Source organism: Pseudorhodoferax sp. Leaf265, assembly GCF_001422365.1.
Lineage (GTDB): Bacteria > Pseudomonadota > Gammaproteobacteria > Burkholderiales > Burkholderiaceae_C > Pseudorhodoferax.
In genome coordinates, this window is sequence record NZ_LMMT01000001.1 from 768,275 (window position 1) to 792,486 (window position 24,212).

The 24,212-nt window shown below is 68.6% G+C and carries 20 protein-coding genes; 18 read left to right on the plus strand and 2 right to left on the minus strand.

Annotated elements, in window-relative coordinates:
• The first annotated feature begins 126 nt into the window (after positions 1-126).
• The 12 genes from gyrA (at position 127) to ASF45_RS03665 (ending at position 14,157) form a co-directional block, all read left to right on the plus strand.
• Entirely contained in the window at positions 127-2,769 is a 2,643-nt protein-coding gene (gene gyrA, locus ASF45_RS03610; RefSeq protein ID WP_056656950.1) for a DNA gyrase subunit A, read from the plus strand.
• A gap of 71 nt (positions 2,770-2,840) precedes the next feature.
• The gene (serC, locus tag ASF45_RS03615; RefSeq protein ID WP_056656953.1) at positions 2,841-3,950 is read left to right on the plus strand and encodes a 3-phosphoserine/phosphohydroxythreonine transaminase; all 1,110 of its coding nucleotides are present in this window, start codon (positions 2,841-2,843) and stop codon (positions 3,948-3,950) included.
• A 31-nt stretch (positions 3,951-3,981) separates the two neighbouring features.
• The gene (pheA, locus tag ASF45_RS03620; protein ID WP_056656956.1) at positions 3,982-5,088 is read left to right on the plus strand and encodes a prephenate dehydratase; all 1,107 of its coding nucleotides are present in this window, start codon (positions 3,982-3,984) and stop codon (positions 5,086-5,088) included.
• Positions 5,089-5,098: 10 nt separating this feature from the next.
• Positions 5,099-5,977, plus strand: coding sequence for a prephenate dehydrogenase/arogenate dehydrogenase family protein (locus tag ASF45_RS03625; RefSeq protein ID WP_056656959.1), 879 nt, complete (start codon positions 5,099-5,101; stop codon positions 5,975-5,977).
• A 2-nt stretch (positions 5,978-5,979) separates the two neighbouring features.
• The gene (locus ASF45_RS03630) at positions 5,980-8,055 is read left to right on the plus strand and encodes a bifunctional 3-phosphoshikimate 1-carboxyvinyltransferase/cytidylate kinase (protein ID WP_056656962.1); all 2,076 of its coding nucleotides are present in this window, start codon (positions 5,980-5,982) and stop codon (positions 8,053-8,055) included.
• A gap of 180 nt (positions 8,056-8,235) precedes the next feature.
• Positions 8,236-9,924 carry a 30S ribosomal protein S1 gene (rpsA, locus tag ASF45_RS03635; RefSeq protein WP_056656965.1) on the plus strand — a complete coding sequence of 563 codons (1,689 nt, stop codon included), beginning with the start codon at positions 8,236-8,238 and terminating at the stop codon, positions 9,922-9,924.
• A 123-nt stretch (positions 9,925-10,047) separates the two neighbouring features.
• Positions 10,048-10,362, plus strand: a complete 315-nt coding sequence (locus ASF45_RS03640; protein ID WP_056656968.1) for an integration host factor subunit beta — start codon at positions 10,048-10,050, stop codon at positions 10,360-10,362.
• 64 nt (positions 10,363-10,426) lie between these two features.
• Positions 10,427-10,759, plus strand: coding sequence for a lipopolysaccharide assembly protein LapA domain-containing protein (locus ASF45_RS03645; RefSeq protein WP_056656971.1), 333 nt, complete (start codon positions 10,427-10,429; stop codon positions 10,757-10,759).
• A complete protein-coding gene (gene lapB / locus ASF45_RS03650) occupies positions 10,749-11,906 on the plus strand; it encodes a lipopolysaccharide assembly protein LapB (RefSeq protein ID WP_056656974.1) in 1,158 nt (385 codons plus the stop codon). Before ASF45_RS03645 ends, lapB begins: the two co-directional genes overlap by 11 nt.
• Positions 11,903-12,868, plus strand: a complete 966-nt coding sequence (rfaE1, locus tag ASF45_RS03655) for a D-glycero-beta-D-manno-heptose-7-phosphate kinase (RefSeq protein WP_056656977.1) — start codon at positions 11,903-11,905, stop codon at positions 12,866-12,868. Before lapB ends, rfaE1 begins: the two co-directional genes overlap by 4 nt.
• Before the next feature lies 1 nt (position 12,869).
• Positions 12,870-13,868, plus strand: a complete 999-nt coding sequence (gene rfaD, locus ASF45_RS03660; protein ID WP_056656980.1) for an ADP-glyceromanno-heptose 6-epimerase — start codon at positions 12,870-12,872, stop codon at positions 13,866-13,868.
• A 4-nt stretch (positions 13,869-13,872) separates the two neighbouring features.
• A complete protein-coding gene (locus tag ASF45_RS03665; RefSeq protein ID WP_056656984.1) occupies positions 13,873-14,157 on the plus strand; it encodes a helix-hairpin-helix domain-containing protein in 285 nt (94 codons plus the stop codon).
• On the opposite strand, the gene ASF45_RS03670 is transcribed toward ASF45_RS03665, so the two are convergent.
• Positions 14,118-17,747 carry a hydantoinase B/oxoprolinase family protein gene (locus ASF45_RS03670; RefSeq protein WP_056656987.1) on the minus strand — a complete coding sequence of 1,210 codons (3,630 nt, stop codon included), beginning with the start codon at positions 17,745-17,747 and terminating at the stop codon, positions 14,118-14,120. The two genes, ASF45_RS03665 and ASF45_RS03670, sit on opposite strands and share 40 nt — an antisense overlap.
• A 126-nt stretch (positions 17,748-17,873) precedes the next feature.
• Here ASF45_RS03670 and ASF45_RS03675 point away from each other — a divergent pair, with 126 nt between their 5' ends.
• The 4 genes from ASF45_RS03675 to crcB are packed head-to-tail and all read left to right on the plus strand — an operon-like array spanning position 17,874 to position 21,062.
• Entirely contained in the window at positions 17,874-18,839 is a 966-nt protein-coding gene (locus ASF45_RS03675; RefSeq protein ID WP_056656990.1) for a TRAP transporter substrate-binding protein, read from the plus strand.
• A complete protein-coding gene (locus tag ASF45_RS03680) occupies positions 18,840-19,373 on the plus strand; it encodes a TRAP transporter small permease subunit (RefSeq protein ID WP_056656993.1) in 534 nt (177 codons plus the stop codon). It abuts the gene before it with no gap.
• Positions 19,374-19,413: 40 nt separating this feature from the next.
• Positions 19,414-20,685 (plus strand): TRAP transporter large permease, encoded by a 1,272-nt coding sequence (locus tag ASF45_RS03685; protein WP_056657490.1) that lies wholly within the window; start codon positions 19,414-19,416, stop codon positions 20,683-20,685.
• Positions 20,685-21,062 (plus strand): fluoride efflux transporter CrcB, encoded by a 378-nt coding sequence (crcB, locus tag ASF45_RS03690; RefSeq protein ID WP_056656996.1) that lies wholly within the window; start codon positions 20,685-20,687, stop codon positions 21,060-21,062. Before ASF45_RS03685 ends, crcB begins: the two co-directional genes overlap by 1 nt.
• A 12-nt stretch (positions 21,063-21,074) precedes the next feature.
• Here the strand turns inward: crcB and ASF45_RS03695 are convergent, their stop codons facing one another.
• Positions 21,075-21,416, minus strand: a complete 342-nt coding sequence (locus tag ASF45_RS03695; protein WP_056656999.1) for a hypothetical protein — start codon at positions 21,414-21,416, stop codon at positions 21,075-21,077.
• A gap of 175 nt (positions 21,417-21,591) precedes the next feature.
• Here ASF45_RS03695 and ASF45_RS03700 point away from each other — a divergent pair, with 175 nt between their 5' ends.
• Together ASF45_RS03700 and ASF45_RS03705 are read left to right on the plus strand one after the other, a co-directional pair.
• The gene (locus ASF45_RS03700; protein WP_056657002.1) at positions 21,592-23,409 is read left to right on the plus strand and encodes a glutamine--tRNA ligase/YqeY domain fusion protein; all 1,818 of its coding nucleotides are present in this window, start codon (positions 21,592-21,594) and stop codon (positions 23,407-23,409) included.
• A 108-nt stretch (positions 23,410-23,517) separates the two neighbouring features.
• On the plus strand, positions 23,518-24,210 hold the full coding sequence (locus ASF45_RS03705; protein WP_056657006.1) for a DUF4198 domain-containing protein: 693 nt from the start codon (positions 23,518-23,520) through the stop codon (positions 24,208-24,210).
• Positions 24,211-24,212: the final 2 nt, after the last annotated feature.

The window sequence follows — 24,212 nt, forward strand, 5'->3', positions numbered from 1 at the left end:
GTGCCATAGGGGCTTGTAGCGACTGGCGCGCGAACCGTAGGACAAAAGCCAAATCCCGGCTGTTTGTTGCTGTGGCGCGACAGACGCCCGCGCCTAAAATGCGCGGCCTTCCCTGCTTCTCACACCATGACCCAATTCGCCAAAGAAACCCTGCCGATCAGTCTCGAAGAGGAAATGCGGCGGAGCTATCTCGATTACGCGATGAGCGTGATCGTGGGCCGGGCGCTGCCGGACGCACGGGATGGATTGAAGCCGGTGCACCGCCGCGTGCTGTTCGCGATGCACGAACTCAACAATGACTGGAACCGGCCCTACAAGAAGTCGGCACGTATCGTCGGCGACGTCATCGGCAAATACCACCCGCACGGCGACCAGTCGGTCTACGACACCATCGTGCGGATGGCGCAGGACTTCTCCATGCGCCACATGCTGGTGGATGGCCAGGGCAACTTCGGCTCGGTCGACGGCGACAACGCCGCCGCCATGCGGTACACGGAAATCCGCCTGGCCAAGGTCGCGCACGAACTGCTGGCCGACTTGGACAAGGAAACCGTCGACTTCGGCCCCAACTACGACGGCAGCGAGAAGGAGCCGCTGGTCATGCCGACGCGGCTGCCCAACCTGCTCGTGAACGGCTCGGGCGGCATCGCGGTGGGCATGGCCACCAACATCCCGCCGCACAACCTGAACGAGGTGGTGGACGCCTGCCTGTTCCTGCTGCGCAACCCGGACGCGGACATCGATGCGCTGATGGAGATCGTGCCGGCGCCGGACTTCCCCACGGCCGGCATCATTTACGGCATCAGCGGCGTCAAGGAAGGCTACCGCACGGGCCGCGGCAAGGTCGTGATGCGCGCCAAGTGCCACTTCGAGGACATCGACCGCGGCCAGCGCCAGGCGATCATCGTCGACGAGCTGCCCTACCAGGTCAACAAGAAGACGCTGCAGGAGCGCATGGCCGAGCTGGTTCACGAGAAGAAGCTCGAGGGCATCAGCCACATCCAGGACGAGTCCGACAAGTCGGGCATGCGCCTGGTGATCGAGCTCAAGCGCGGCGAAGTGCCCGAGGTGGTGCTGAACAACCTGTACAAGCAGACCCAGCTGCAGGACACCTTCGGCATGAACATGGTGGCGCTGGTCAATGGCCAGCCCAAGCTGTGCAACCTGAAGGACCTGATCCAGGTCTTCCTGGACCACCGCCGCGAGGTCGTCACGCGGCGCACCATCTTCAACCTGCGCAAGGCGCGCGAGCGGGGCCATGTGCTGGAAGGCCTGGCCGTCGCGCTGGCCAACATCGACGAGTTCATCCGCATCATCCGCGAGTCGCCCACGCCCCCCGTGGCCAAGGCCGAGCTGATGGCGCGCAGCTGGGACAGCCAACTGGTGCGCGAGATGCTCACGCGCACGCGTGCCGACGGCGGCGTGGTCAACGCAGACGACTACCGCCCCGAGGGCCTGGAACGCGCCTACGGCATGGGCAGCGACGGCCTGTACCGGCTGTCGGACACGCAGGCTCAGGAAATCCTGCAGATGCGCCTGCAGCGCCTGACCGGTCTGGAGCAGGACAAGATCACCGCCGAGTACAAGGAAGTCATGGCCGAGATCGAGGACCTGCTCGACATCCTGGCCAAGCCCGCGCGCGTCACGGCCATCATCACGGACGAGCTGGGCGCCATCAAGCAGGAGTTCGGCCAGACCAAGATCGGCGCGCGCCGCAGCCATGTCGAGCACAGCTCCTACGACCTCAGCACTGAGGACCTGATCACGCCGACCGACATGGTCGTGACGCTCTCGCACTCGGGCTACATCAAGAGCCAGCCGCTGTCCGAGTACCGCGCGCAAAAGCGCGGCGGCCGCGGCAAGCAGGCCACGGCGACCAAGGAAGACGACTGGATCGACCAGCTCTTCATCGCCAACACGCACGACTACATCCTCTGCTTCTCCAACCGCGGCCGGTTGTACTGGCTCAAGGTCTGGGAAGTGCCGCAGGGCTCGCGCGGCTCGCGCGGCCGGCCCATCGTCAACATGTTCCCGCTGGCCGAAGGCGAGAAGATCAACGTGGTGCTGGCGCTGACCGGTGAGAACCGGACCTTCCCGTCTACGCACTACGTGTTCATGGCCACCTCCATGGGCACCGTCAAGAAGACCGCGCTGGACGAGTTCAGCAACCCGCGCAAGGGCGGCATCATCGCCGTGAACCTGGACGATGGCGACTACCTGATCGGCGCTGCCCTCACCGACGGCAAGCACGACGTGATGCTGTTCTCCGACGGCGGCAAGGCCGTGCGCTTCGACGAAGACGACGTGCGCCCGCTGGGCCGTGCGGCACGCGGCGTGCGCGGCATGACGCTGGAGCCGGGCCAGAGCGTGATCGCCATGCTGGTGGCCGAGGACGAGCAGCAGTCGGTGCTGACCGCCACCGAGAACGGCTACGGCAAGCGCACCCCGATCACCGAGTACACGCGCCACGGCCGCGGCACCAAGGGCATGATCGCGATCCAGCAGAGCGAGCGCAACGGCAAGGTCGTGGCCGCCACGCTGGTCCATGCCGACGACGAGATCATGCTGATCACCGACAAGGGCGTGCTGGTGCGCACCCGCGTGAGCGAGATCCGTGAACTCGGCCGCGCCACGCAAGGCGTGACGCTGATCGGACTGGACGAAGGCTCCAAGCTCAGCGGCCTGCAGCGCATCGTCGAGAACGATGCCAACCCCGCACTGCCCGACGATGCCAGCGAAGGCGGCGAAGGCGAAACACCCGCCAGCTGATCCTGCCCTGCCCCGGCCCCGGCCTGCGCAAGCGGCCGGGGCCTTTTTCTTCCCTTGCTCCCGGAGTGCCCATGCAACAGCGCCCCTACAACTTTTCCGCCGGCCCGGCCGCCATCCCCGAAGAGGTGCTGCGCGAGGCCGCCTCCGAGATGCTGGACTGGCACGGCAGCGGCATGGGCGTCATGGAGATGAGCCACCGCGGCAAGGAATTCATCTCGATCTACGAGCGCGCCGAGGCCGACCTGCGCGAACTGCTGGCCGTCCCAAGCCACTACAAGATCCTCTTCATGCAAGGCGGCGGTCTGGGCGAGAACGCCATCGTGCCGCTGAACCTCTCGCGCGGCGGCACGGTGGACTTCGTGGTCACGGGCAGCTGGAGCCAGAAGTCGATCAAGGAAGCCGCGCGCTACTGCCAGCCGCAGCTGGCCGCCAGCAACGCCGACACGCAGCACACCACGCTGCCCGACCCGGCCAGCTGGAAGCTCAGCGCCGGCGCGAGCTACCTGCACATCTGCAGCAACGAGACCATCCACGGCGTGGAGTTCCAGACCCTGCCCGACCTCAAGGCCCTGGGCTCGGACACGCCGCTCGTGATCGACTGCTCCTCGCATGTGGCGAGCCGCCCGATCGACTGGTCGCGCGTGGGCCTGGCCTTCGCTGGCGCGCAGAAGAACCTGGGCCCGGCCGGGCTCACGCTGGTCATCGTGCGCGAGGATCTGCTGGGCCATGCGCTCAAGGCCTGCCCCAGCGCCTTCGACTACAAGACCGTGGCCGAGCACGACTCGATGTTCAACACGCCGCCGACCTATGGCATCTACATCGCCGGCCTGACCTTCCAGTGGCTCAAGCGCCAGCGCGAAGGCGAACTGGTCGGCGTCGCTGCCATGGAGCAACGCAACCGCGCCAAAGCCGAACTGCTGTACGGCTACATCGACGGCTCGGACTTCTACGTCAACAAGGTCGCGCGCGACTGCCGCTCGCGCATGAACGTGCCCTTCTTCCTGCGCGACGAAAGCCGCAACGAGGCCTTCCTCACGGGCGCCAAGGCACGCGGCCTACTGCAGCTCAAGGGGCACAAATCCGTGGGTGGCATGCGTGCCAGCATCTACAACGCCATGCCGCTGGCGGGCGTCCAGGCGCTTGTGACCTACATGCGAGAATTTGCGCAGACACAAGCCTGACATCCCCCATCAGAAAGAGACAAGACCCGCCATGTCCGCAGAGCCCAGCGCCGCTTCTTCCCCTGACCTCGCGGCGCTGCGCGTGCAGATCGACGCGCTCGACCAGGAACTGCTGGCGCTGCTCAACAAGCGGGCGCACGTGGCCGAGCAGGTGGGCGCGGTCAAGCGCAGCGAGGGCTCGCCCTTCTACCGCCCCGACCGCGTGGCCCAGGTGATCGCCAAGATCCAGTCGCGCAACACCGGCCCGCTGCGCGACGAGCATGTGGCCGCCATCTGGAACGAGATCATGTCGGCCTGCCTGGCCCTGGAGGCCCCGCAGCGCGTGGCCGTGCTGGGCCCGGCCGGCACCTTCAGCGAAGAGGCCGCGCTGCAGTACTTCGGCGCTGCGGTCGAGTTGCAGTACTGCGCCAACTTCGACGAGGTGTTCCACGCCACGGCCTCGGGTGCCGCGCATTTCGGCGTGGTCGGCATCGAGAGTTCGGCCGAAGGCGGCGTCACGCGCTCGCTGGACCTGCTGCTGAATACGCCCACGCACATGGTCGGCTCGGTGAGCCTGGCGGTGCAGTTCAACCTGCTGCGCCTGTCGGATTCGCTGGACGGCATCGAGGCCGTGCTGGCCCATCCCCAGGCCCTGGCGCAGTGCCAAGGCTGGCTGTCGACCCACCTGCCCCACGCCGAACGCCGCGCCGTGTCCAGCAACGCCGAAGGCGCGCGGCTGGCCGCCACCAATCCGGCCTGGGCCGGGCTCGCCAGCGAGCGCGCGGCCACGCAATTCGGCCTGCACCTGGTGGCTCGCGCCATCCAGGACAACGCGCACAACCGCACGCGCTTCGCCATCATCTGCCTGCCCGAGACGCTGGACGCACCGCCAGCCTCGGGCAAGGACTGCACCAGCCTTGTGGTCTCCGTGCCGAACAAGCCCGGTGCGCTGCACGACCTGCTGGTGCCGCTCAAGACCCACGGCGTCTCAATGACGCGCTTCGAGTCGCGCCCGGCCCGCACCGGCCAGTGGGAGTATTACTTCTACATCGACCTGGACGGCCACCCGTCCCAGCCGCACGTCGGCAAGGCCCTGGAAGAACTGCGCGGCATCTGCGCCTTCTACAAGCTGCTGGGCACCTACCCGGTCAGCGCCTGAGGGCGCCGCGGTGTTCGAACGCCTGGGCCTGATCGGCTGCGGCCTGATGGGCGGCTCGTTCGCGCTCGCACTGCGCCAGGCCGGCCTGGTCCGTCACATCGCTGGCTTCAGCGCCTCGCCCAGCACCACGCAGCGCGCGCTCGAGCTCGGCGTGATCGACGTGCAGGCCGCTTCGGCCGCTGAGGCCGCGGCCGGAGCCGACCTGGTGCTGGTCGCCGTACCCGTCGCCGCGACCGAGACCACCTTCGCCACCATCCACGCCACCCTTGGCGCCGACACCCTGCTCATGGACGTGGGCTCCACCAAGAGCGACGTGGTCGCCGCGGCCGAACGCGCGTTGGGGAGCGCCCTGCCCTGCTTCGTGCCGGCGCACCCGATCGCGGGCAAGGAGCGCGCTGGCGTGGACCATGCCGATGCCGCGCTGTACCAGGGTCGCCATGTGATCCTGACACCCATGGCCACTTCGGGCGCGCCCCAACTGGCCAAGGCCCAGGCCGTCTGGACCGCGCTCGGCGCCCGCCTGGTCGAGATGACACCGGCCGCGCACGACACCACCTTCGCGGCGGTCAGCCACCTGCCGCACCTGCTGGCCTTCGCCTTCATCGACGGCATCGCGCGGCAGCCCGACGGCCAGGCCATCCTCGCGCTGGGTGGGCCGGGCTTTCGCGACTTCACGCGCATTGCCGCAGCCGACCCGCGCATGTGGCGCGACATCTTCCTGGCCAACCGCGAGGAATTGCTGGGCCAGCTGCGCGCGCACCAGCAGGCGCTGGCACAGTTCGAGCAGCAGATCGTGGCCGGCGACGGCGCCGCGCTGGAACAACTGATCAAAGAGGCCAGCGGCATCCGTGCCGCCTGGCACATGGATTCATTCAAACCCGGGACCTGAGAATGTTCGACACCGCCTTTCTGGATCTCCCCCCGCTGCAGGGAGCCGCCGGAACGGTGGCGCTGCCGGGCTCCAAGAGCATCTCCAACCGCGTGCTCCTGCTGGCCGCGCTGTCGGCCGGCCAGACCGTCGTGCGCGACCTGCTGGACTCCGACGACACCCGCGTGATGCTCGCGGCACTGGCCCAGCTGGGCTGCACCATTGCGCGCGAGGGCAACAGCGTCACCATCACCGGCCTGGACGGAAAGCTCGCCGCCGCCGAGGCCGAGCTGTTCATGGGCAACGCCGGCACCGCCATCCGCCCGCTGACCGCCGTGCTGGCCCTGCTGGGCGGCAAGTTCACGTTGACCGGCGTTCCGCGCATGTACGAGCGCCCCATCGGCGACCTCGTCGATGCGCTCGTACAACTGGGCTGCGCCATCGGCTACGGTGCCAACCCGGGCTACCCGCCGCTGCAGATCGGCATGCCCGGCGCGCTGCAGCTGGACCAGCCGATCCGCGTGCGCGGCGATGTCTCCAGCCAGTTCCTGACGGCCCTGCTGCTGGCGCTGCCGCTGGTGGCAAGAGGGAAGGCCTCCATGCCCCCTGAGGGGGATGCCCCGCCTCGGGGCGGCCCGGCGGCGGGGCGCGACATCACGGTCGAGGTGGTCGGCGAGCTGATTTCCAAACCCTACGTGGAGATCACGCTGAACCTGCTGGCGCGCTTCGGCATCGCGGTGGCGCGGGAGGGCTGGCAGCGCTTCACGATCCCGGCCGGCAGCCGCTACCAGTCGCCCGGCGAGATCCATGTCGAGGCCGACGCCTCCTCGGCCAGCTACTTCGTGGCACTGGGCGCCATCGCGGCCGACGCCGCCCAGCCGCTGCGCATCGAGGGCGTGGGTGCGGCGTCCATCCAGGGCGACATCCGCTTTGTCGAGGCCGCCCAGGCCATGGGCGCCGCGGTCGAAGCCGGCCCGAACTGGCTGCAGGTGGCGCGCGGCGCCTGGCCGCTCAAGGCCATCGACCTCGATTGCAACCACATCCCCGACGCCGCCATGACGCTGGCCGTCATGGCGCTGTACGCCGACGGCCCGAGCCGGCTGCACAACATCGCCAGCTGGCGCGTCAAGGAGACAGACCGCATCGCCGCCATGGCGGCCGAGCTGCGCAAGTTCGGCGCCGAGGTCGAGGAAGGCCAGGACTACCTGCGCATCGTGCCGCCGCCGGTCGCCGAGCCCTGGCCCAGCGCCGCCATCCACACCTACGACGACCACCGCGTCGCCATGTGCTTCTCGCTGGCCGCCTTCCACCGGCTGCGCCCGGGCGCGGCCACGTCGCATGCGCCGGTGCGCATCCTCGACCCCAGGTGCGTGGCCAAGACCTTCCCGGACTACTTCGAGGCGCTGCTGGGGGCATGCCGCACGCCCACCGCCCAGGTGCCGGTGCTGTGCATCGACGGCCCCACGGCCTCGGGCAAGGGCACGGTGGCCGCCGCCGTGGCGCGCGCACTGGGCTACCACTTCCTCGACTCGGGCGCGATGTACCGCATCACGGCCTATGCGGCCCTGCGCGCCGGCCACGCCATCGGGGCCGAGAACGAAGCCGCCATCGCCCGCATGGCGGCCACGCTGCCGGTGCGCTTCGACGACGGCCGCATCTGGCTCGACACCGAGGACGTGACCGACGCGATCCGCACCGAAGCCGCCGGCATGAACGCCTCCAAGGTCTCCGCCCTGCCGGCCGTGCGCGCCGCGCTGGTGGACCTGCAGCTGAGCTTTCGGCGCCTGCCGGGCCTGGTGGCCGACGGCCGCGACATGGGCACCGTGATCTTCCCGGCCGCCCCGCTCAAGGTGTATCTGACGGCCAGCGCCGAGCGCCGCGCGGAGCGCCGGCATAAGCAATTGATTTCCAAAGGGATTTCAACTACAATCGCCGACCTTCGCGCGGACCTTGAGGCGCGCGACGCCCGGGACTCGTCCCGGGCCGTCGCTCCGCTTCGCGCCGCAGCCGATGCCCTGCTTCTGGACAACTCCGATCTCACGGTGCAAGCCTGTGTCGATCGGGTGCTGGCTTGGTGGGATCAACGGCAGGGCTTCTGAGGCAACAGCTCAGGGCCGCACGAAAAACAAGGCCCATCCGGCCAGCCCGCGCAGCAAGCGCATCGGCCGGGTGGTTCACAACCCAACCGTCGCGGGACGCTCCCGCAACTACCGCCACGACAGTCTTAGAAGCCGGCGCAATCCCGCGCAGGCAAACCTGCTCCGTGGTCAAGGAACTACATGTCTGAATCTTTTGCCGATCTGTTCGCCGAGTCGCTGCAAACCACGGAAACCCGTGTTGGCGAGGTCGTGACCGCTGAAGTCGTTCGCATCGAACACAACTTCGTCGTCGTCAACGCCGGCCTCAAGTCCGAAGCCTATGTGCCGCTGGACGAGTTCAAGAGCGACAAGGGCGAAGTCGAAGTGCAGATCGGCGAGTTCGTCTCGGTGGCCATCGTCGCCATCGAAAACGGCTACGGCGACACCATCGTCAGCCGCGACACCGCCAAGCGCCTGGCCTCCTGGATGGCCCTGGAAAAGGCCCTGGAATCCGGCGAGTTCGTGACCGGCACGACCAGCGGCAAGGTCAAGGGCGGCCTGACCGTTCTGGTCAACGGCATCCGCGCCTTCCTGCCCGGCTCGCTGATCGACACGCGCCCGGTCAAGGACCTGACGCCGTACGAAAACAAGACCCTGGAATTCAAGGTCATCAAGCTCGACCGCAAGCGCAACAACGTGGTGCTGTCGCGCCGCGCCGTGGTGGAAGCCTCCATGGGCGAAGAGCGCGCCAAGCTGATGGAAACGCTGAAGGAAGGCGCCATCGTCCAAGGCGTGGTCAAGAACATCACCGAATACGGTGCGTTCGTCGACCTGGGCGGCATCGACGGCCTGCTGCACATCACCGACATGGCTTGGCGTCGCGTGCGCCACCCGAGCGAAGTGGTGCAGGCCGGCCAGGAAATCACCGCCAAGATCCTCAAGTTCGACACCGAGAAGAACCGCGTCTCCCTGGGTCTGAAGCAAATGGGCGACGACCCGTGGATGGGCGTCTCGCGCCGCTACCCGCAAGGCACGCGCCTGTTCGGCAAGGTCACGAACATCGCCGACTACGGCGCGTTCGTCGAGCTGGAACCCGGCATCGAAGGCTTGGTGCACGTCTCCGAAATGGACTGGACCAACAAGAACATCGCCCCCTCCAAGCTGGTCTCGCTGGGTGACGAAGTCGAAGTCATGGTCCTGGAAATCGACGAAGACAAGCGCCGCATCAGCCTGGGCATGAAGCAGTGCAAGGCCAACCCGTGGCAGGAGTTCGCGCAAAACACCAAGCGCGGTGACCGCGTCAAGGGCCCGATCAAGTCGATCACCGACTTCGGCGTGTTCGTCGGCCTGGCCGCCGGCATCGACGGCCTGGTCCACCTGTCCGACCTCTCGTGGAACGAAACCGGCGAAGCCGCGGTTCGCAACTACAAGAAGGGCCAGGAAGTCGACGCCATCGTGTTGGCCGTGGACGTGGACCGCGAGCGCATCTCGCTGGGCATCAAGCAACTCGACGGCGACCCGTTCACGACCTTCGTGACGGTCAACGACAAGGGCCAGACCGTGACCGGCAAGGTCAAGACGGTCGACCCGCGCGGCGCCGAGATCGACCTGGGCGGCGACGTCATCGGTTACCTGCGTGCCTCCGAAATCAGCCGCGACCGCGTGGAAGACGCGCGCAACGTGCTGAAGGAAGGCGACGAAGTCACGGCCGTGGTCGTCAACGTCGACCGCAAGACGCGCAACATCCAGCTGTCCATCAAGGCCAAGGATGCTGCCGACCAGAACGAAGCCATGGCAACGCTCAGCCAGCAGTCCGCGCGTGAAAACGCCGGCACCACCAGCCTGGGCGCCCTGCTGCGCGCCAAGCTGGACAACAACAGCAACAACTGATCGTTGCTTGGAAAGCGCACGGGAACCCGCGTTCCTGTGCGACATTCGTCGGGCCAGCACCTTCGCCGCATCTGTGCGGTGGCAGGACTGGCCCGATTCCGTTGGATGCACCCCTGAACCACCATGACCCGATCCGACCTCGTTGAAGAACTGGCGGCCCGCTTCAGCCAGTTGACCCACCGCGATGCCGAGCACGCGGTCAAGACCATCCTGGACGCCGTCGGCGACGCCCTGGTCAAGGGCCACCGTGTGGAGATCCGCGGCTTCGGCAGCTTTTCGATCAACCGGCGTCCGCCGCGCATGGGGCGCAACCCGCGCAGCGGCGAAGCCGTGGCCATTCCCGAAAAGCGCGTGCCGCATTTCAAGCCTGGCAAGGCGCTGCGCGAGGCCGTGGACAAGGGCCCGGTCGATCCCGACGAAAGGCGTTACGACCGCTGATGCGGTGTGCGCATTCGGGCCCGCGGCCCGACCGTAGAATGCCCCGGATGAGGACATTCGCTTCATGAAGAATCTGGTGTGGCTGCTCAAGTGGATACTGAAAGCAGCCATTTTTTTTACGCTGTTCGCATTCGCGCTGAACAACCAGCACGAGGGCGCGGTGCGCTTTTTCTTCGGCACCGAATGGCGCGCTCCCATGGTTCTCGTGGTGCTGGCCGCGTTCGCGCTGGGCCTGGCGCTCGGCGTGGTCGCCATGGCGCCGCGCTGGTGGAGCCAGCGTCACGCCGCGCGCGGCGTGGTGGTCGAGCCACCTGCCCCCGCGCCCACCGTCCCGCCGTTGCCCGCCGAGGCCGCCACCGACACCAGCCTGGGCAACGTGCCGCGCCATGGACTTTGATCTCGGCTGGATCCTGCTGGGCCTGCCGGTGGCCTTCGTGCTGGGCTGGCTGGCCTCGCGGCTGGACCTGCGCCAGCTGCGCATCGAGAACCGGCGTGCGCCCAAGGCCTACTTCAAGGGCCTGAACTACCTGCTCAACGAGCAGCAGGACCAGGCCATCGACGCCTTCATCGAGGCGGTGCAGAAGGACCCGGACACCACCGAGTTGCACTTCGCGCTCGGCAACCTGTTCCGCCGCCGCGGCGAGTACCAGCGCGCCGTGCGTGTGCACGAACATCTGCTCTCGCGCGCAGACCTCAGCGCTGCCGACCGCCACCGCGCCCAGCACGACCTGGCGCTGGACTTCCTCAAGGCCGGCCTGCTCGACCGCGCCGAGGACGCGCTGCGCAAGCTCGAAGGCACGCGCTACGAAGCCCAGGCCCTGCTCGCGCTGCTGGCCATCTACGAGCGCTCGCGCGACTGGCCGCAGGCCACCGAGATCGCGCAGAAGCTGCAGGACTATGGCGAGGGCAGCTTCAGCGGCCGCATGGCGCACTACCTGTGCGAGCAGGCCGCCGCACGCAACGCAGCCGGCGACTCCGAAGGCGCGGCGCAGCTGCTGGCCCGCGCCATCACCACCGCGCCGCAGGCCCCGCGCCCGCGCATCGACCGGGCCCTCATGCAGCTCAAGGCCGACCGCCCGGCCGAGGCGCTGCACACGCTGCTGGAACTGGCCTCCGTCGCGCCGCAAGCCGTGCCACTGATCGCCAGCGCCCTGGCCCAGACCGGCACCGCCGCCGGCCAGGCGCAGCAGGCGCTGGCCGCGCTGCAGGCCAGCTACGACAGCTTCGCCTCGCTCGACGTGCTGGACGCGATCGTGGCGCTCGAAGGCGCACAGGGCGACCGGCGCGAACAGGCGCGCCAGCGCTACCTGCAGCACCTGGAGCGCGAGCAGTCGCTGGTCGCCACGGCGCGCTGGCTGGCCGGCGAAAAGCTCGAGCACGAACAGTTCCATCCGCAGGTGCAGCGCGCCATCGAGCACGCCACGCGCCCGCTCACGCGCTACCGCTGCGCCGCCTGCGGCTTTGAGGCCAAGCAGCACTTCTGGCAATGCCCGGGCTGCCAGGCCTGGGACAGCTACCCGCCGCGCCGCGTGGAGGAACTATGACGGCCACACCCGCACTGCTGCGCAATCCCCTGCCCACGCGCGAAGCGCTGGCTGAAGCCCGCGTGCTCGTCGTCGGCGACGCCATGCTGGACCGCTACTGGTACGGCGCCGTCGACCGCATCTCGCCCGAGGCGCCCGTGCCCGTGGTGCGCGTCACGCGCGAGGAAGAGCGCATCGGCGCGGCAGCCAACGTGGCCTACAACATCGTCACGCTGGGCGCCCAGGCCTCGCTGCTGACCGTGGTCGGCGAGGACGAGGCCAGCCATAAGCTGGAGGACCTCGTCGCCGCCACCGGCATCGTGCCGCACTTCGGCCGCGACCCGCAGATGCGTACCACGGTCAAGCTGCGCGTGATCGGCCGCCAGCAGCAGCTGCTGCGGCTCGATTTCGAGACCGTGCCCGAGACCGAGACGCTGGCCTCGCAGTCCGCGCTGTTCGACGAACTCATGCCCCTGCACGCTGCCGTGCTCTTCTCCGACTACGGCAAGGGCGGCCTGGCCCATGTGGCGCAGATGATCGAAGCCGCCCGCGCGGCCGGCAAGGCCGTGCTGATCGACCCCAAGGGCAGCGACTACTCGCGCTACCGCGGCGCCACGCTGATCACACCCAACCGGGCCGAACTGCAGCAGGTCGTGGGCAGCTGGCGCAACGAGGACGAGCTGCGCACCAAGGCCCAGCGCCTGCGCAGCGAACTGGCGCTCGAAGGCCTGCTGGTCACGCGCAGCGAGGAAGGCATGACCTTGTACGACGCGCACGGCGAGGCCCATGTGGCAGCCCAGGCGCGCGAGGTCTTCGACGTGACCGGTGCGGGCGACACCGTGATCGCCACCATGGCCGCACTGGTCGCTGCCGGCGCCAGCCTGCGCGACGCCATGCCCATGGCCAACAAGGCCGGCGCGATCGTGGTCGGCAAGTTCGGCACAGCCACCGCCAGCTACGAAGAACTGTTCGAAGGCCATTGAGATGACGAGATACGTGGTCACCGGCGCCGCCGGCTTCATCGGCAGCAATCTGATCAAGGGCCTGAACGCCCGCGGCGAGACCGACATCATCGCGGTCGACGACCTCACGCAGGGCGACAAGTTCCGCAACCTGGTGGACCTCTCGATCGCCGACTACGTGGATGCGGCCGACTTCTACACCCGCTTCGACCAGGGCCGGTACGGTCGCGTCGAGGCTGTGTTCCACGAAGGCGCCTGCAGCGACACCATGGAGAGCAATGGCCAGTACATGATGGCCAACAACTACACGCTCACCGTGAACCTGTGGGAAGCCTGCCAGCGCCAGCGCACGCGGCTGCTGTACGCCTCCTCGGCCGCCACCTACGGCAGCTCTGCCGTGTTCAAGGAAGATCCGGCCAACGAGGCCCCGCTCAACGTCTACGGCTACTCCAAGCTGCTGGTGGACCAGCGCCTGCGCCGCGAGACCGGCGCCGCGTTCGAGCGCGCGCGCCACCAGACCGTGGGCTTTCGCTACTTCAACGTCTACGGCCCGCGCGAGCAGCACAAGGGACGCATGGCCAGCGTGGCCTTCCACCAGTACCACCAGTTCCATGCCGAGAACCAGGTCCGCCTGTTCGGCGAGTACGGCGGCTACGCACCCGGCGAGCAGGAGCGCGACTTCGTCTACATCGACGACGTGGTGGCCGTGAACCTCTGGTTCCTCGACCACCCGGAACGCTCTGGCCTGTTCAACCTGGGCACCGGCCGGGCACAGCCCTTCAACGACGTGGCACTGGCCGTGGTCAACGCGCGCCGCGGCACGGCGCTGACGCTGGAGCAGGCCGTGCAGCAGGAAGCCATCGTCTACACCGCCTTCCCCGATGCGCTGCGCGGCAAGTACCAGTGCCACACCCAGGCCGACCTGACGGCCCTGCGCGCGGCCGGCTGCGAACACGCCTTCGCCGATGTGCGCACGGGCGTCACGGCCTACATGCAGGCCTTGGCGCTGGCCGGCGCCTGAAACCATGCGCGCCCTGCTCGCGCTGCTGGTCCTGGCGACGCCGTCCTGGGCGCTCGAAGTCAACCAGGCCAGTGCCGCCGAACTCGACGGCCTGCGCGGCGTCGGCCCCGGCCTGTCCACGCCGATGCTGGAGGAGCGCGCCAAAGCGCCCTTCCGCGACTGGGCCGACCTCATGGCCCGCATCAGGGGGATCGGGCCGGGCAATGCGGCGCGCTTCTCGGCGCAGGGCCTGCGCGTGAACGGCCAGGCCTACGAGCGGCCGGCCTCCCCCTCCTCCGCAGCCCGCTGACCGAAGCCACCGCCGCCCGGCGTGTGGATCTCGAACACATCGCCGGCCTGCATCTGCGCCTGGCCGATGTGGCCCAGTTGCTCCACGCGCCCGTCGGCACGCAGCACACGGTTCAGTCCCGGCGCGCCGGCCTGCCCGCCGGCCATGCCGAAGGCCGGATGCACGCGCCCGTTCGACAGGATGCCGGCCGTCATCGGCTCCAGGAAGTGCACGCGGCGTACGCCGCCGTCGCCACCGCGCCAGCGGCCCGCGCCGCCCGAGCCGGCGCGGATGGCGTAGCTCTCCAGCCGCACCGGAAAGCGGTGCTCCAGCACCTCCGGGTCGGTCAGCCGCGAGTTGGTCATGTGGGTCTGCACGACGCTGGTGCCGTCGAAGTCCTGGCCCGCGCCCGAGCCGCCTGCGATGGTCTCGTAGTACTGGTGCTGCGCGTTGCCGAAGGTGAAGTTGTTCATCGTGCACTGGCCGGCCGCCATCACGCCCAGCGCGCCGAACAGCGCGTTGGTGATGCAGGTCGAGGTCTCCACATTGCCCGCCACCACCGAGGCCGGTGGGTTGGGGTTCAGCATCGAGCCCGGCGGGATGAGGACCTGGAGCGGCTTCAGGCAACCGGCGTTGAGCGGGATGTCGTCGTCCACCAGCGTGCGGAACACGTACAGCACGGCCGCCGTGCAAACCGCCGTGGGCGCGTTGAAGTTGTTGGCCTGCTGCGGCGAGGTGCCCGTGAAGTCGACGACTGCGCTGCGCGCCGCGGCGTCCACGCGCACCGCGACCTGGATCTGCGCGCCGTTGTCCAGCGGCAGCGTGAAGGCGCCATCCTTCAGCCGCGTGATGACGCGGCGCACCGACTCCTCGGCGTTGTCCTGCACATGGCCCATGTAGGCCCGCACCACGTCCAGGCCGTACTGCGCCACCATGCGGCGCAGTTCCTGCACGCCCTTCTCGTTGGCGGCGATCTGGGCTTTCAGGTCGGCGAGATTCTGCTGCGGGTTCCTGGCCGGAAACTCTCCCGTGCCGAGCAGCGCCAGCAGTTCAGCCTCGCGCAATCGCCCGCGCTCGACCAATTTGAAGTTGACGATGCGCACGCCCTCCTCTTCGATGCCCGTGGAGAACGGCGGCATCGAGCCCGGCGTGCTGCCACCGATGTCGGCATGGTGGCCACGCGAGCCCACATAGAACAGCGGCTGCGCATCGCTCTCGTGCAGGTAGACCGGCGTGATCACGGTCACGTCGGGCAGGTGGGTGCCGCCGTGGTAGGGGTCGTTCAGCGCGAACACGTCGCCCGGCCGCATGCTGGCATGGTTGGCACGGATCACGGCCTGGATGCTCTCGCCCATGGAGCCCAGGTGCACCGGCATGTGCGGCGCATTGGCCACCAGCTGGCCGGCGCTGTCGAACAGCGCGCAGCTGAAGTCCAGCCGCTCCTTGATGTTGACCGAGTAGGCGGTGTTCTGCAGCTGCAGGCCCATCTGCTCGGCGATGTTCATGAACAGGTTGTTGAAGACCTCCAGCAGCACCGGGTCCACCGTGGTGCCGGCCGCATGGGCCACGGCACGTGGCAGGCGGCGCTCCAGCACCAGGTGGTCGCGCGCGGTCAGGCGGGCCTCCCAGCCGGGCTCCAGCACAGTGGTCGCGTTGCGCTCGGCAACGATGGCCGGGCCGGCGATGCGGTCGCCGGGCCGCAGGTCTTCGCGCACCACCAGCGCGGCCTGGTGCCACGCACCTTCGCAGTACATGGTCACGGTCTCGCGCACCGGCGCAGGCCGTGGCGCGCCCAGTGGCAGCAGCGGCTCGGCAGGTGCATCGCCGGCCAGTTGGGCCTCGACCGACACGGCCTCGACCACCAGCGCCCTGCCGGCCATCAGGAAGGAGAAGCGCTGGCGGTAGGCCGCCTCGAACGCGGCCTGCATCTGCTCCAGGCCGCCAAAGGGTACGACCAGCGCCGCATCGCTGCCCTGGTAGCGCAGGTGCACGCGCCGGTCCACCAGCGTCGCGCCCTCGCCCATGGCCTGGCGCGCGAGCTCGGTGCCGGCGGCCTCGGCCAGGCGTTCCAGCGCGGCCGCGATGGCGGGCAGCTGCTCGGGCTGCAGCGGCAGCTCCAGCGCCTGCTCGCGGATCACGGACTGGTCGGCCAGTCCCATGCCGTAGGCACTCAGCACGCCGGCCAGCGGGTGCACGAAGACCCGGTCCATGCCCAGCGCATCGGCCACCAGGCAGGCGTGCTGGCCCCCGGCGCCGCCGAAGCACTGCAGTGTGTAGCGCGTGACGTCGTAGCCGCGCGCCACCGAGATCTTCTTGACCGCGTTGGCCATCTGCTGCACGGCGATCGCGATGCAGCCCTCGGCCACCTGCTCTGCGCTGCGCCCGGCCTGCGCCGCGAGTTCGGCGAAGTGGTGGCGCACCACGGCCAGGTCCAGCGGCGCGTCGCCGCCCGGCCCGAACACCTGCGGAAACCAGGCCGGCTGCAGCTTGCCCAGCAGCACATTGGCATCGGTCACCGCCAGCGGCCCGCCGCGGCCGTAGCTGGCTGGCCCCGGGTTGGCGCCCGCGCTCTGCGGCCCCACGCGAAAGCGCTGGCCGTCGAACTGCAGGATGGAGCCGCCGCCAGCCGCAACCGTGTGGATGGCCAGCATCGGCGCGCGCATGCGCACACCGGCCACCTGGGTCTCGAACTCGCGTTCGAAGCTGCCCGCGTAGTGCGACACGTCGGTCGAGGTGCCCCCCATGTCGAAGCCGATCACGCGGTCATGGCCACCCAATTGCGCGGTCCGTGCCATGCCCACGATGCCGCCAGCCGGGCCGGAGAGGATCGCGTCCTTGCCCTGGAAGGCATGGGCGTCGGCCAACCCGCCCGAGGACTGCATGAACAGCAGGCGCACGCCCGGCATCTGCTGCGCGACCTGGTCCACGTAGCGGCGCAGGATGGGCGAGAGGTAGGCGTCGACCACGGTGGTGTCGCCGCGGCTCACGAGCTTCATGAGCGGGCTGGTTCGGTGCGAGGCACTGACCTGCGTGAAGCCGATCTCGCCCGCGATGCGCGCAGCCGCCTGCTCGTGCGCCGTGAAGCGCCAGCCGTGCAGGAAGACGATGGCCACGCTGCGCAGGCCGCTGTCGAAGGCCTGCTGCAGTTGAGCCCGGAGCGCATCCTCGTCGAGCGGCTGCAGCACCGTGCCATCGGCAGCCACGCGCTCGTCGGCCTCGACCACGGCGCTGTAGAGCAGCTCGGGCAAGACGATGCGGCGGTCGAACAGCCGCGGCCGGTTTTGGTAGGCGATGCGCAAGGCGTCGCGGAAGCCCTGCGTGGTGACCAGCAGCGTGGGCGCGCCCTTGCGCTCGAGCAGCGCGTTGGTCGCCACGGTGGTGCCCATCTTCACGCAGTCCACGCGCTCGGCCGTGATCGGCTCGCCCGGCGCCAGGCCCAGCAGCGCGCGCACGCCGGCGACGGCCGCATCGTCGTAGCGCTCCGGGTTTTCGGACAGCAGCTTGTGCGTGACCAGGCTGCCATCCGGCCTCTTGCCCACGATGTCGGTGAAGGTGCCGCCGCGGTCGATCCAGAACTGCCAGCGGGATGGGGTCGAAATGGGTGTGGACATGGATGCTCCTGCACGCATGCTACGTGCCGCCGCCCGGGGACAAACACGGTGAAGGTGGCCCGGGAATTGCATTTATCCTGCGCACCTCGTTTTCACCCTCCACCCTCTTTGCCCCGAAGGGACCGTATGAACTACCGCATCGGATTGCTTGCAGCCGCCCTGGCCTTCAGCGCGCAGGCCATGGCGCAGACCAAGTGGGACCTGCCCAGCGCCTACCCGGCGACCAACCTGCACACCGAGAACCTGACCCAGTTCGCCGCCGACGTCGACAAGGCCACTGCGGGCAAGCTCAAGATCGTGGTGCATGCCAACGCCTCGCTGTTCAAGGCGCCCGAGATCAAGCGCGCCGTGCAGGGCGGTCAGGCCCAGGCCGGCGAGATCCTGATGGTCAACTTCGAGAACGACAACCCGCTGTTCGGCCTGGACGGCGTGCCCTTCCTGGCCACGGGCTACGGCGACGCCATGAAGCTCTACAAGGCGCAAAAGCCCGCGCTCGACAAGCTGCTGGCCAGCCAGAACCTGAAGCTGCTCTACGCCGTGGCCTGGCCGCCGCAGGGCATCTTCGCCAACAAGCAGATCAACTCGGGCGCCGACATGAAGGGCCTCAAGTGGCGCGCCTACAGCCCGGCCACGGCCAAGATCGCCGACCTCGTGGGTGCCCAGCCCGTCACTGTGCAGCAGGCCGAGCTGGCGCAGGCCATGGCCACGGGCGTGATCGACTCCTACATGTCCTCGGGCTCGACGGGCTACGACTCCAAGACCTACGAGCACATCAAGAACTTCTACGACACCCAGGCCTGGCTGCCCAAGAACGCCGTCATCGTCAACGCCAAGGCCTTCGACGCGCTCGACAAGCCCACGCAGGACGCGCTCATGCAGGCCGCGGCCGCGGCCGAAACTCGTGGCTGGAAGAGCAGCGAGGAAAAGACCGCCTGGTACCTGCAGCAGCTGGCCGGCAAGGGCATGAACATCGTCAAGCCCACGCCGCAGCTCATGGCCGACATGAAGAAGGTCGGCGACGTGATGCTGGCCGACTGGCTCAAGAAGGCCGGGCCGGACGGCCAGGCCGTGGTCGACGCGTACAAGAAGTAAGTGCGCCGCCTGCTCGACGGCCTGTTCGAATGGACCGGGCGCATCGCCGCCCTGTTCGTGCTGGCCATCTTCGTGCTGATGATCTATGCCTCCGTGGGCCGCATGCTGGACCTGCGCGTGGGCTGGGTCAACGATGTGGTCGCCTGGTTCTGCGCGGCCGCGGCCTTCCTGGCCATGGGCCATGCCTTCAAGCACGGCGACTTCGTGCGCGTGACGCTGGTGCTGGACAAGGTCAACGCCGGCGTGCGGCGAGGGCTGGAGATCGTTTCGCTGGCGATTGCCGCGGTCTCGGTGTCCTACCTCACCTGGTGGGCCACGCGCTTCACCTACGAAAGCTTTACGTTCCACGACATGGCCGGCGGCATGGTCGTGATCCCGATCTGGGTGCCGCAGATGGCTTTCGTCGTCGGCGCCATCGTGCTGCTGCTGGCCGTTCTCGACGAGCTCTGGCTGGTGCTGCGCGGCGAGAAGCCCACCTACGTGCGCCTGGTCGAAGAGCGCCACGCACGCGGCGACTATTCCGAGGATATCTAGCGTGTCTCTGATCGCGGTCGGAGGCCTGCTCCTCCTCGTCATGCTGCTGCTGCTCTCGGGCGGCGTCTGGATCGCGATGGCGCTGGCCATCGCAGGCTGGGTCGGCCAGGCCTTCTTCACGAGCACGCTGCCGGGCAAGAACCTGTTCTCGGCCTTCTGGGAATCCAACGTCTCCTGGGAGCTCGCGGCGCTGCCACTGTTCATCTGGATGGGCGAGATCCTGTTCCGCACCCGGCTGTCCGAGCAGATGTTCTCCGGCCTGGCACCCTGGCTCAACCGCATCCCGGGCCGGCTCATGCACACCACCATCCTGGGCTGCGGCATCTTCGGCTCGGTCTCGGGTTCCTCGGCCGCCACCTGCGCGACGATCAGCAAGGTGGCCCTGCCCGAGTTGCAGCGCCGCGGCTACGACGAGAAGCTGGCCCTGGGCGCGCTGGCCTGCGGCGGCACGCTGGGCATCCTGATCCCGCCGTCCATCACCATGGTGGTCTACGCGGTGGCGGCGGACGCGTCCATCATCCGCATCTTCCTGGCCGGCTTCCTGCCCGGCTTCCTGCTGATGCTGCTGTTCTCGCTCTACATCGGCTGGTGGAGCCTGCGCCACCCCGACAAGGTGCCGCCGGGCGAGCCGCCCATGTCGTTCACAGAAAAGCTGCGCCGCTCCGGCAGCCTGATCCCCTGCGGCCTGTTGATCGTGCTGATCGTCTGGGTGCTGGTGGCCGGCTGGGCCACGGCCACGGAGTGCGCGGCCTGGGGCGTGCTGGGCTCCCTGCTGATCGCCGCGGCCAGCCGCTCGCTGACCTGGCAGAACTTCTGGGAAGGCCTGATGGGCACCACGCGCACGAGTTGCATGATCATGTTCATCCTGGCCGGCGCGGCCTTTCTGACCAAGACCATGGCCTTCACCGGCATTCCGCGCGAGCTGGCCGAATGGGTGGACAGCATGCAGCTGTCGCCCTACACGCTGATCTTCGTGCTGACCTTCGTCTACCTCGTCCTGGGCACGGCGCTGGACGGCATCTCCATGATCGTGCTGACGAGCGCCGTGGTGCTGCCCATGATCCAGAAGGCCGGTTTCGACCTGGTGTGGTTCGGCATCTTCGTCGTGCTGCTCGTGGAGATCGCCGAGGTCACGCCGCCCGTGGGCTTCAACCTGTTCGTGCTGCAGAACATGACGGGCAAGGACAGCAACACCATCGCACTGGCGGCTGTGCCGTTCTTCGTCTGCATGGTCGTCTGCATCGTGCTGATCACCGTCTTCCCCCAGATCGTGACCGGCCTGCCCGATCTGCTGATGGGCGTGGCGCGCTGATGCTGGCCCCGCTGGCCGTCGGGGTGGGCGCTGCCATCGGCGCGCTGCTGCGCTGGCGGCTGTCGGTGTGGCTCAACACCGGCGGGCCCATGCCGCTCGGAACGCTGGCCGCCAACCTGATCGGCGGCTACTTCGTCGGTGTCTGCGTGGCCGTGTTCCAGTCCCTGCCGCAGATCGACCCGGTCTGGCGGCTCGCGCTCGTCACCGGGCTGCTGGGCGGGCTCACGACCTTCTCGAGCTTCTCGGCCGAGGTGGTGCTGATGCTGCAGGCCCAGCGCTACGGCCTGGCGCTGGCCACGGCCGCCACCCATCTGCTGGGTTCGCTGGTGCTGACCTTCGCCGGGCTCAGGACCGTGGCGCTGGTGCTGGGGCGCTGAAGGCCGGACCGCTCAACGCCGCCAGCCGTCGTGGTGCCGGTGGCCGTGCTTGTGCCCATGCCGGTGCCCATGGAAGTGCGGCGGCGGGCCGTAGTAGATGGGCTGCGGCTGATAGTAGACCCGCGGTGGCGGCACGTAGTACACGGGCGGGGCATGGTAGTAGCGTGGCGCCGGCGCCACATAGACGGGCGGCGCCACATAGACCGGCGCATTGCCCACGATCACCTGGGCCCCGGGCGCCCCCACGCCGACCGACCAGACCACGTCGCGCGCCTGCGCGCCCGTTGCCAGCGCCAGGCTGGCCATGCCAATGGCCGCAGCGGCGATCCAGCGGCCTGCTTGCTTCGATGCCATGTGCGTACTCCTTATGCGTCGCCGCAGACTGCGGCCATGAGGCTATTGACGCACGAAGATGCAAATGGATGACGCAGCGCAGGTTAAACAGGTTACAGCGGGTAACGGATGCTGCGCGGGGGCCGCACGAGGCCTCATCCTGGGCGATCTGCACTCCCCTCCTAGAATCGGCCGCATGAATTCCCCTGCGGCCGAGCCGACCGACCACAAACAAAGCAACTTCCTGCGCCAGATCATCGAGAACGACCTGGCCCAGGGCACCTACGCCAGCCGCCACTGGGGCGGCAGCCCCGGCGATGCCGTCCACCATGCCCAGGGGCCGTTCGACCCCGCCCGCGTGCGCCTGCGCTTTCCGCCCGAGCCCAACGGCTATCTGCACGTGGGCCACGCCAAAAGCATCTGCCTGAACTTCGGCCTGGCGCGCGACTACGGCGGCGTCTGCCACCTGCGCTTCGACGACACCAATCCCGAGAAGGAAGACCAGGAGTACGTCGCCAGCATCGTCGACAGCGTGCGCTGGCTGGGCTTCAACTGGGAAGCCGCCGGTACCACGCACCTCTACCAGGCCAGCGACTACTTCGACTTCATGTACCGCGCTGCCGAGTACCTGGTCGAGGCCGGCCACGCCTACGTGGACGAACAAAGCCCCGAGGAGATGCGCGCCAACCGCGGCGACTTCGGCAAGCCCGGCGTGGACAGCCCCTTCCGCACGCGCACGCCGGCCGAGAACCTGGCCCGCTTGCGCGAAATGCGCGACGGCCAACTGGCCGATGGCGCCGCCGTGCTCCGCGCCAAGATCGACATGGCCAGCCCCAACATCAACATGCGCGACCCGGCGATCTACCGCATCCGCCGCGCCACGCACCACAACACGGGCGACCGCTGGTGCATCTACCCGATGTACACCTACGCGCACCCGATCGAGGACGCGCTGGAGCAGATCACCCACAGCATCTGCACGCTGGAGTTCGAAGACCAGCGCCCGTTCTACGACTGGCTGCTCGAGCGCCTGGCCGAAGGCGGCCTGCTATCGGCCCCGCCGCCGCGGCAGTACGAGTTCGCGCGGCTGAACCTCACCTACGTGATCACCAGCAAGCGCAAGCTGGCGCAACTGGTCAACGAGCAGCGCGTGAGCGGCTGGGACGACCCGCGCATGCCCACCATCGTGGGCCTGCGCCGGCGCGGCTACACGGCCGAGGCCATCCAGCTGTTCGCCGAGCGCATCGGCGTGACCAAGAGCGACAGCTGGATCGACTACAGCACGCTGGAAGGCGCGCTGCGCGACACGCTGGACGCCACGGCCAAACGCGCCATGGCCGTGCTGGACCCGGTCAAGCTGGTCATCACGAACTGGGACGCGCTGCATGGCGCCGGCACGCTGGACGCCTGCAGCGCGCCGCTCAACCCGCACGACCCGGAACAGGGCCGGCGCCACTTCCAGTTCGGCAAGGAACTGTGGATCGAGCGCAGCGACTACGAGGAAACGCCGCCCAAGGGCTTCCACCGCCTGTACCCGCCGCAGACCGCGGCCGACGGCAGCACCAAGCCCGGCAACCGCGTGCGCCTGAAGTACGGTCACGTGGTGCAGTGCACAGGCGCCGTGCGCGATGCCGAAGGCCGCATCACCGAGGTGCATGCCGAACTCGTGCCCGACACCAAGAGCGGCACGCCGGGCGCCGACGCCGTCAAGGTCAAGGGCGTGATCACCTGGGTCGGCGTGCACGACGCCGTGCCGGCCGAGGTGCGGCTGTACGAGCGTTTGTTCAACGACGCCCACCCCGACGCGGGCGGCAAGAACTTCCTGGACAGCCTGAACCCGGACAGCCTGCGCACCGTGCAGGCCTACCTGGAGCCCTCGCTGGCCAGCGCCGGCGTGGACGACCGCTTCCAGTTCGAGCGCCATGGCTACTTCGTGGCCGACCGGCGCGACCACCATCCCGACCGGCCGGTGTTCAACCGCACCACGGGTCTGCGGGACAGCTGGGGCAAGTAAATCCTAGGCCCTCCCGGGCCGTCTGGCTCTACGCCATCCGGCGCATCCACGGGCCGAGATTCCGGTGCCATACTCGTAAGAGGAAAAGGAAAGTCCTCTTAAGAGCCCATGAAGAACCCGTCGTCCCTGCGCCACGCCGCTGCAATCGTCCTGGTGCTCTGTGCCGCCGCGGCACAGGCGCACGATGCCTGGATCGATTCCCCCCCCGGCGGCTTCGCGGTGGTGTTCGGCCACGACGGCAAGCAGGAGACGGCGCTGGCCAGCAAGGTGCTCGAGGCGCAGGCGGTCGGCGCCGCCGGCCAAGCCTTGCCGCTGCGGCTGGACGGCCTGAAGGTGGCCGTGGACGGCCAACCCTCGTTGCTCCTGCCGCACGACGACAACGGCTTCTGGTCGCGCACGCCCGACGGCAGCAAGAGCGGGCCGAAGAACGCGGTGCCCGGCGCCATCGCCACCGCGCATGCACTCAAGTACGGCAAGACCATCCTGGCCTGGGACACCCAGGCCAGCCGGCCCCAGGGCCTGCCGGTCGAGATCGTGCCGCTGGCTGCGCAGGCGCCTGCCGCGGGCAGTCGGTTGCCGGTGCAGGTGCTCTGGGACGGCCAGCCGCTGGCCGGCGCCGTGCTGTCCTGGCACGCAGGCGGCCAGGAGAAAGACACCCGGGCCGATGCCCAGGGCCGCGCCAGCCTGCCGGTGGCCAAGGGCCGGCAGATGGTCAGCGTGAGCGCACGCCGGCCGCTCGCCAACGACGCGCGGGCCGACACGCTGTCGGTCTCCAGCGCACTCGTGTTCGAGGCCCGCTGACC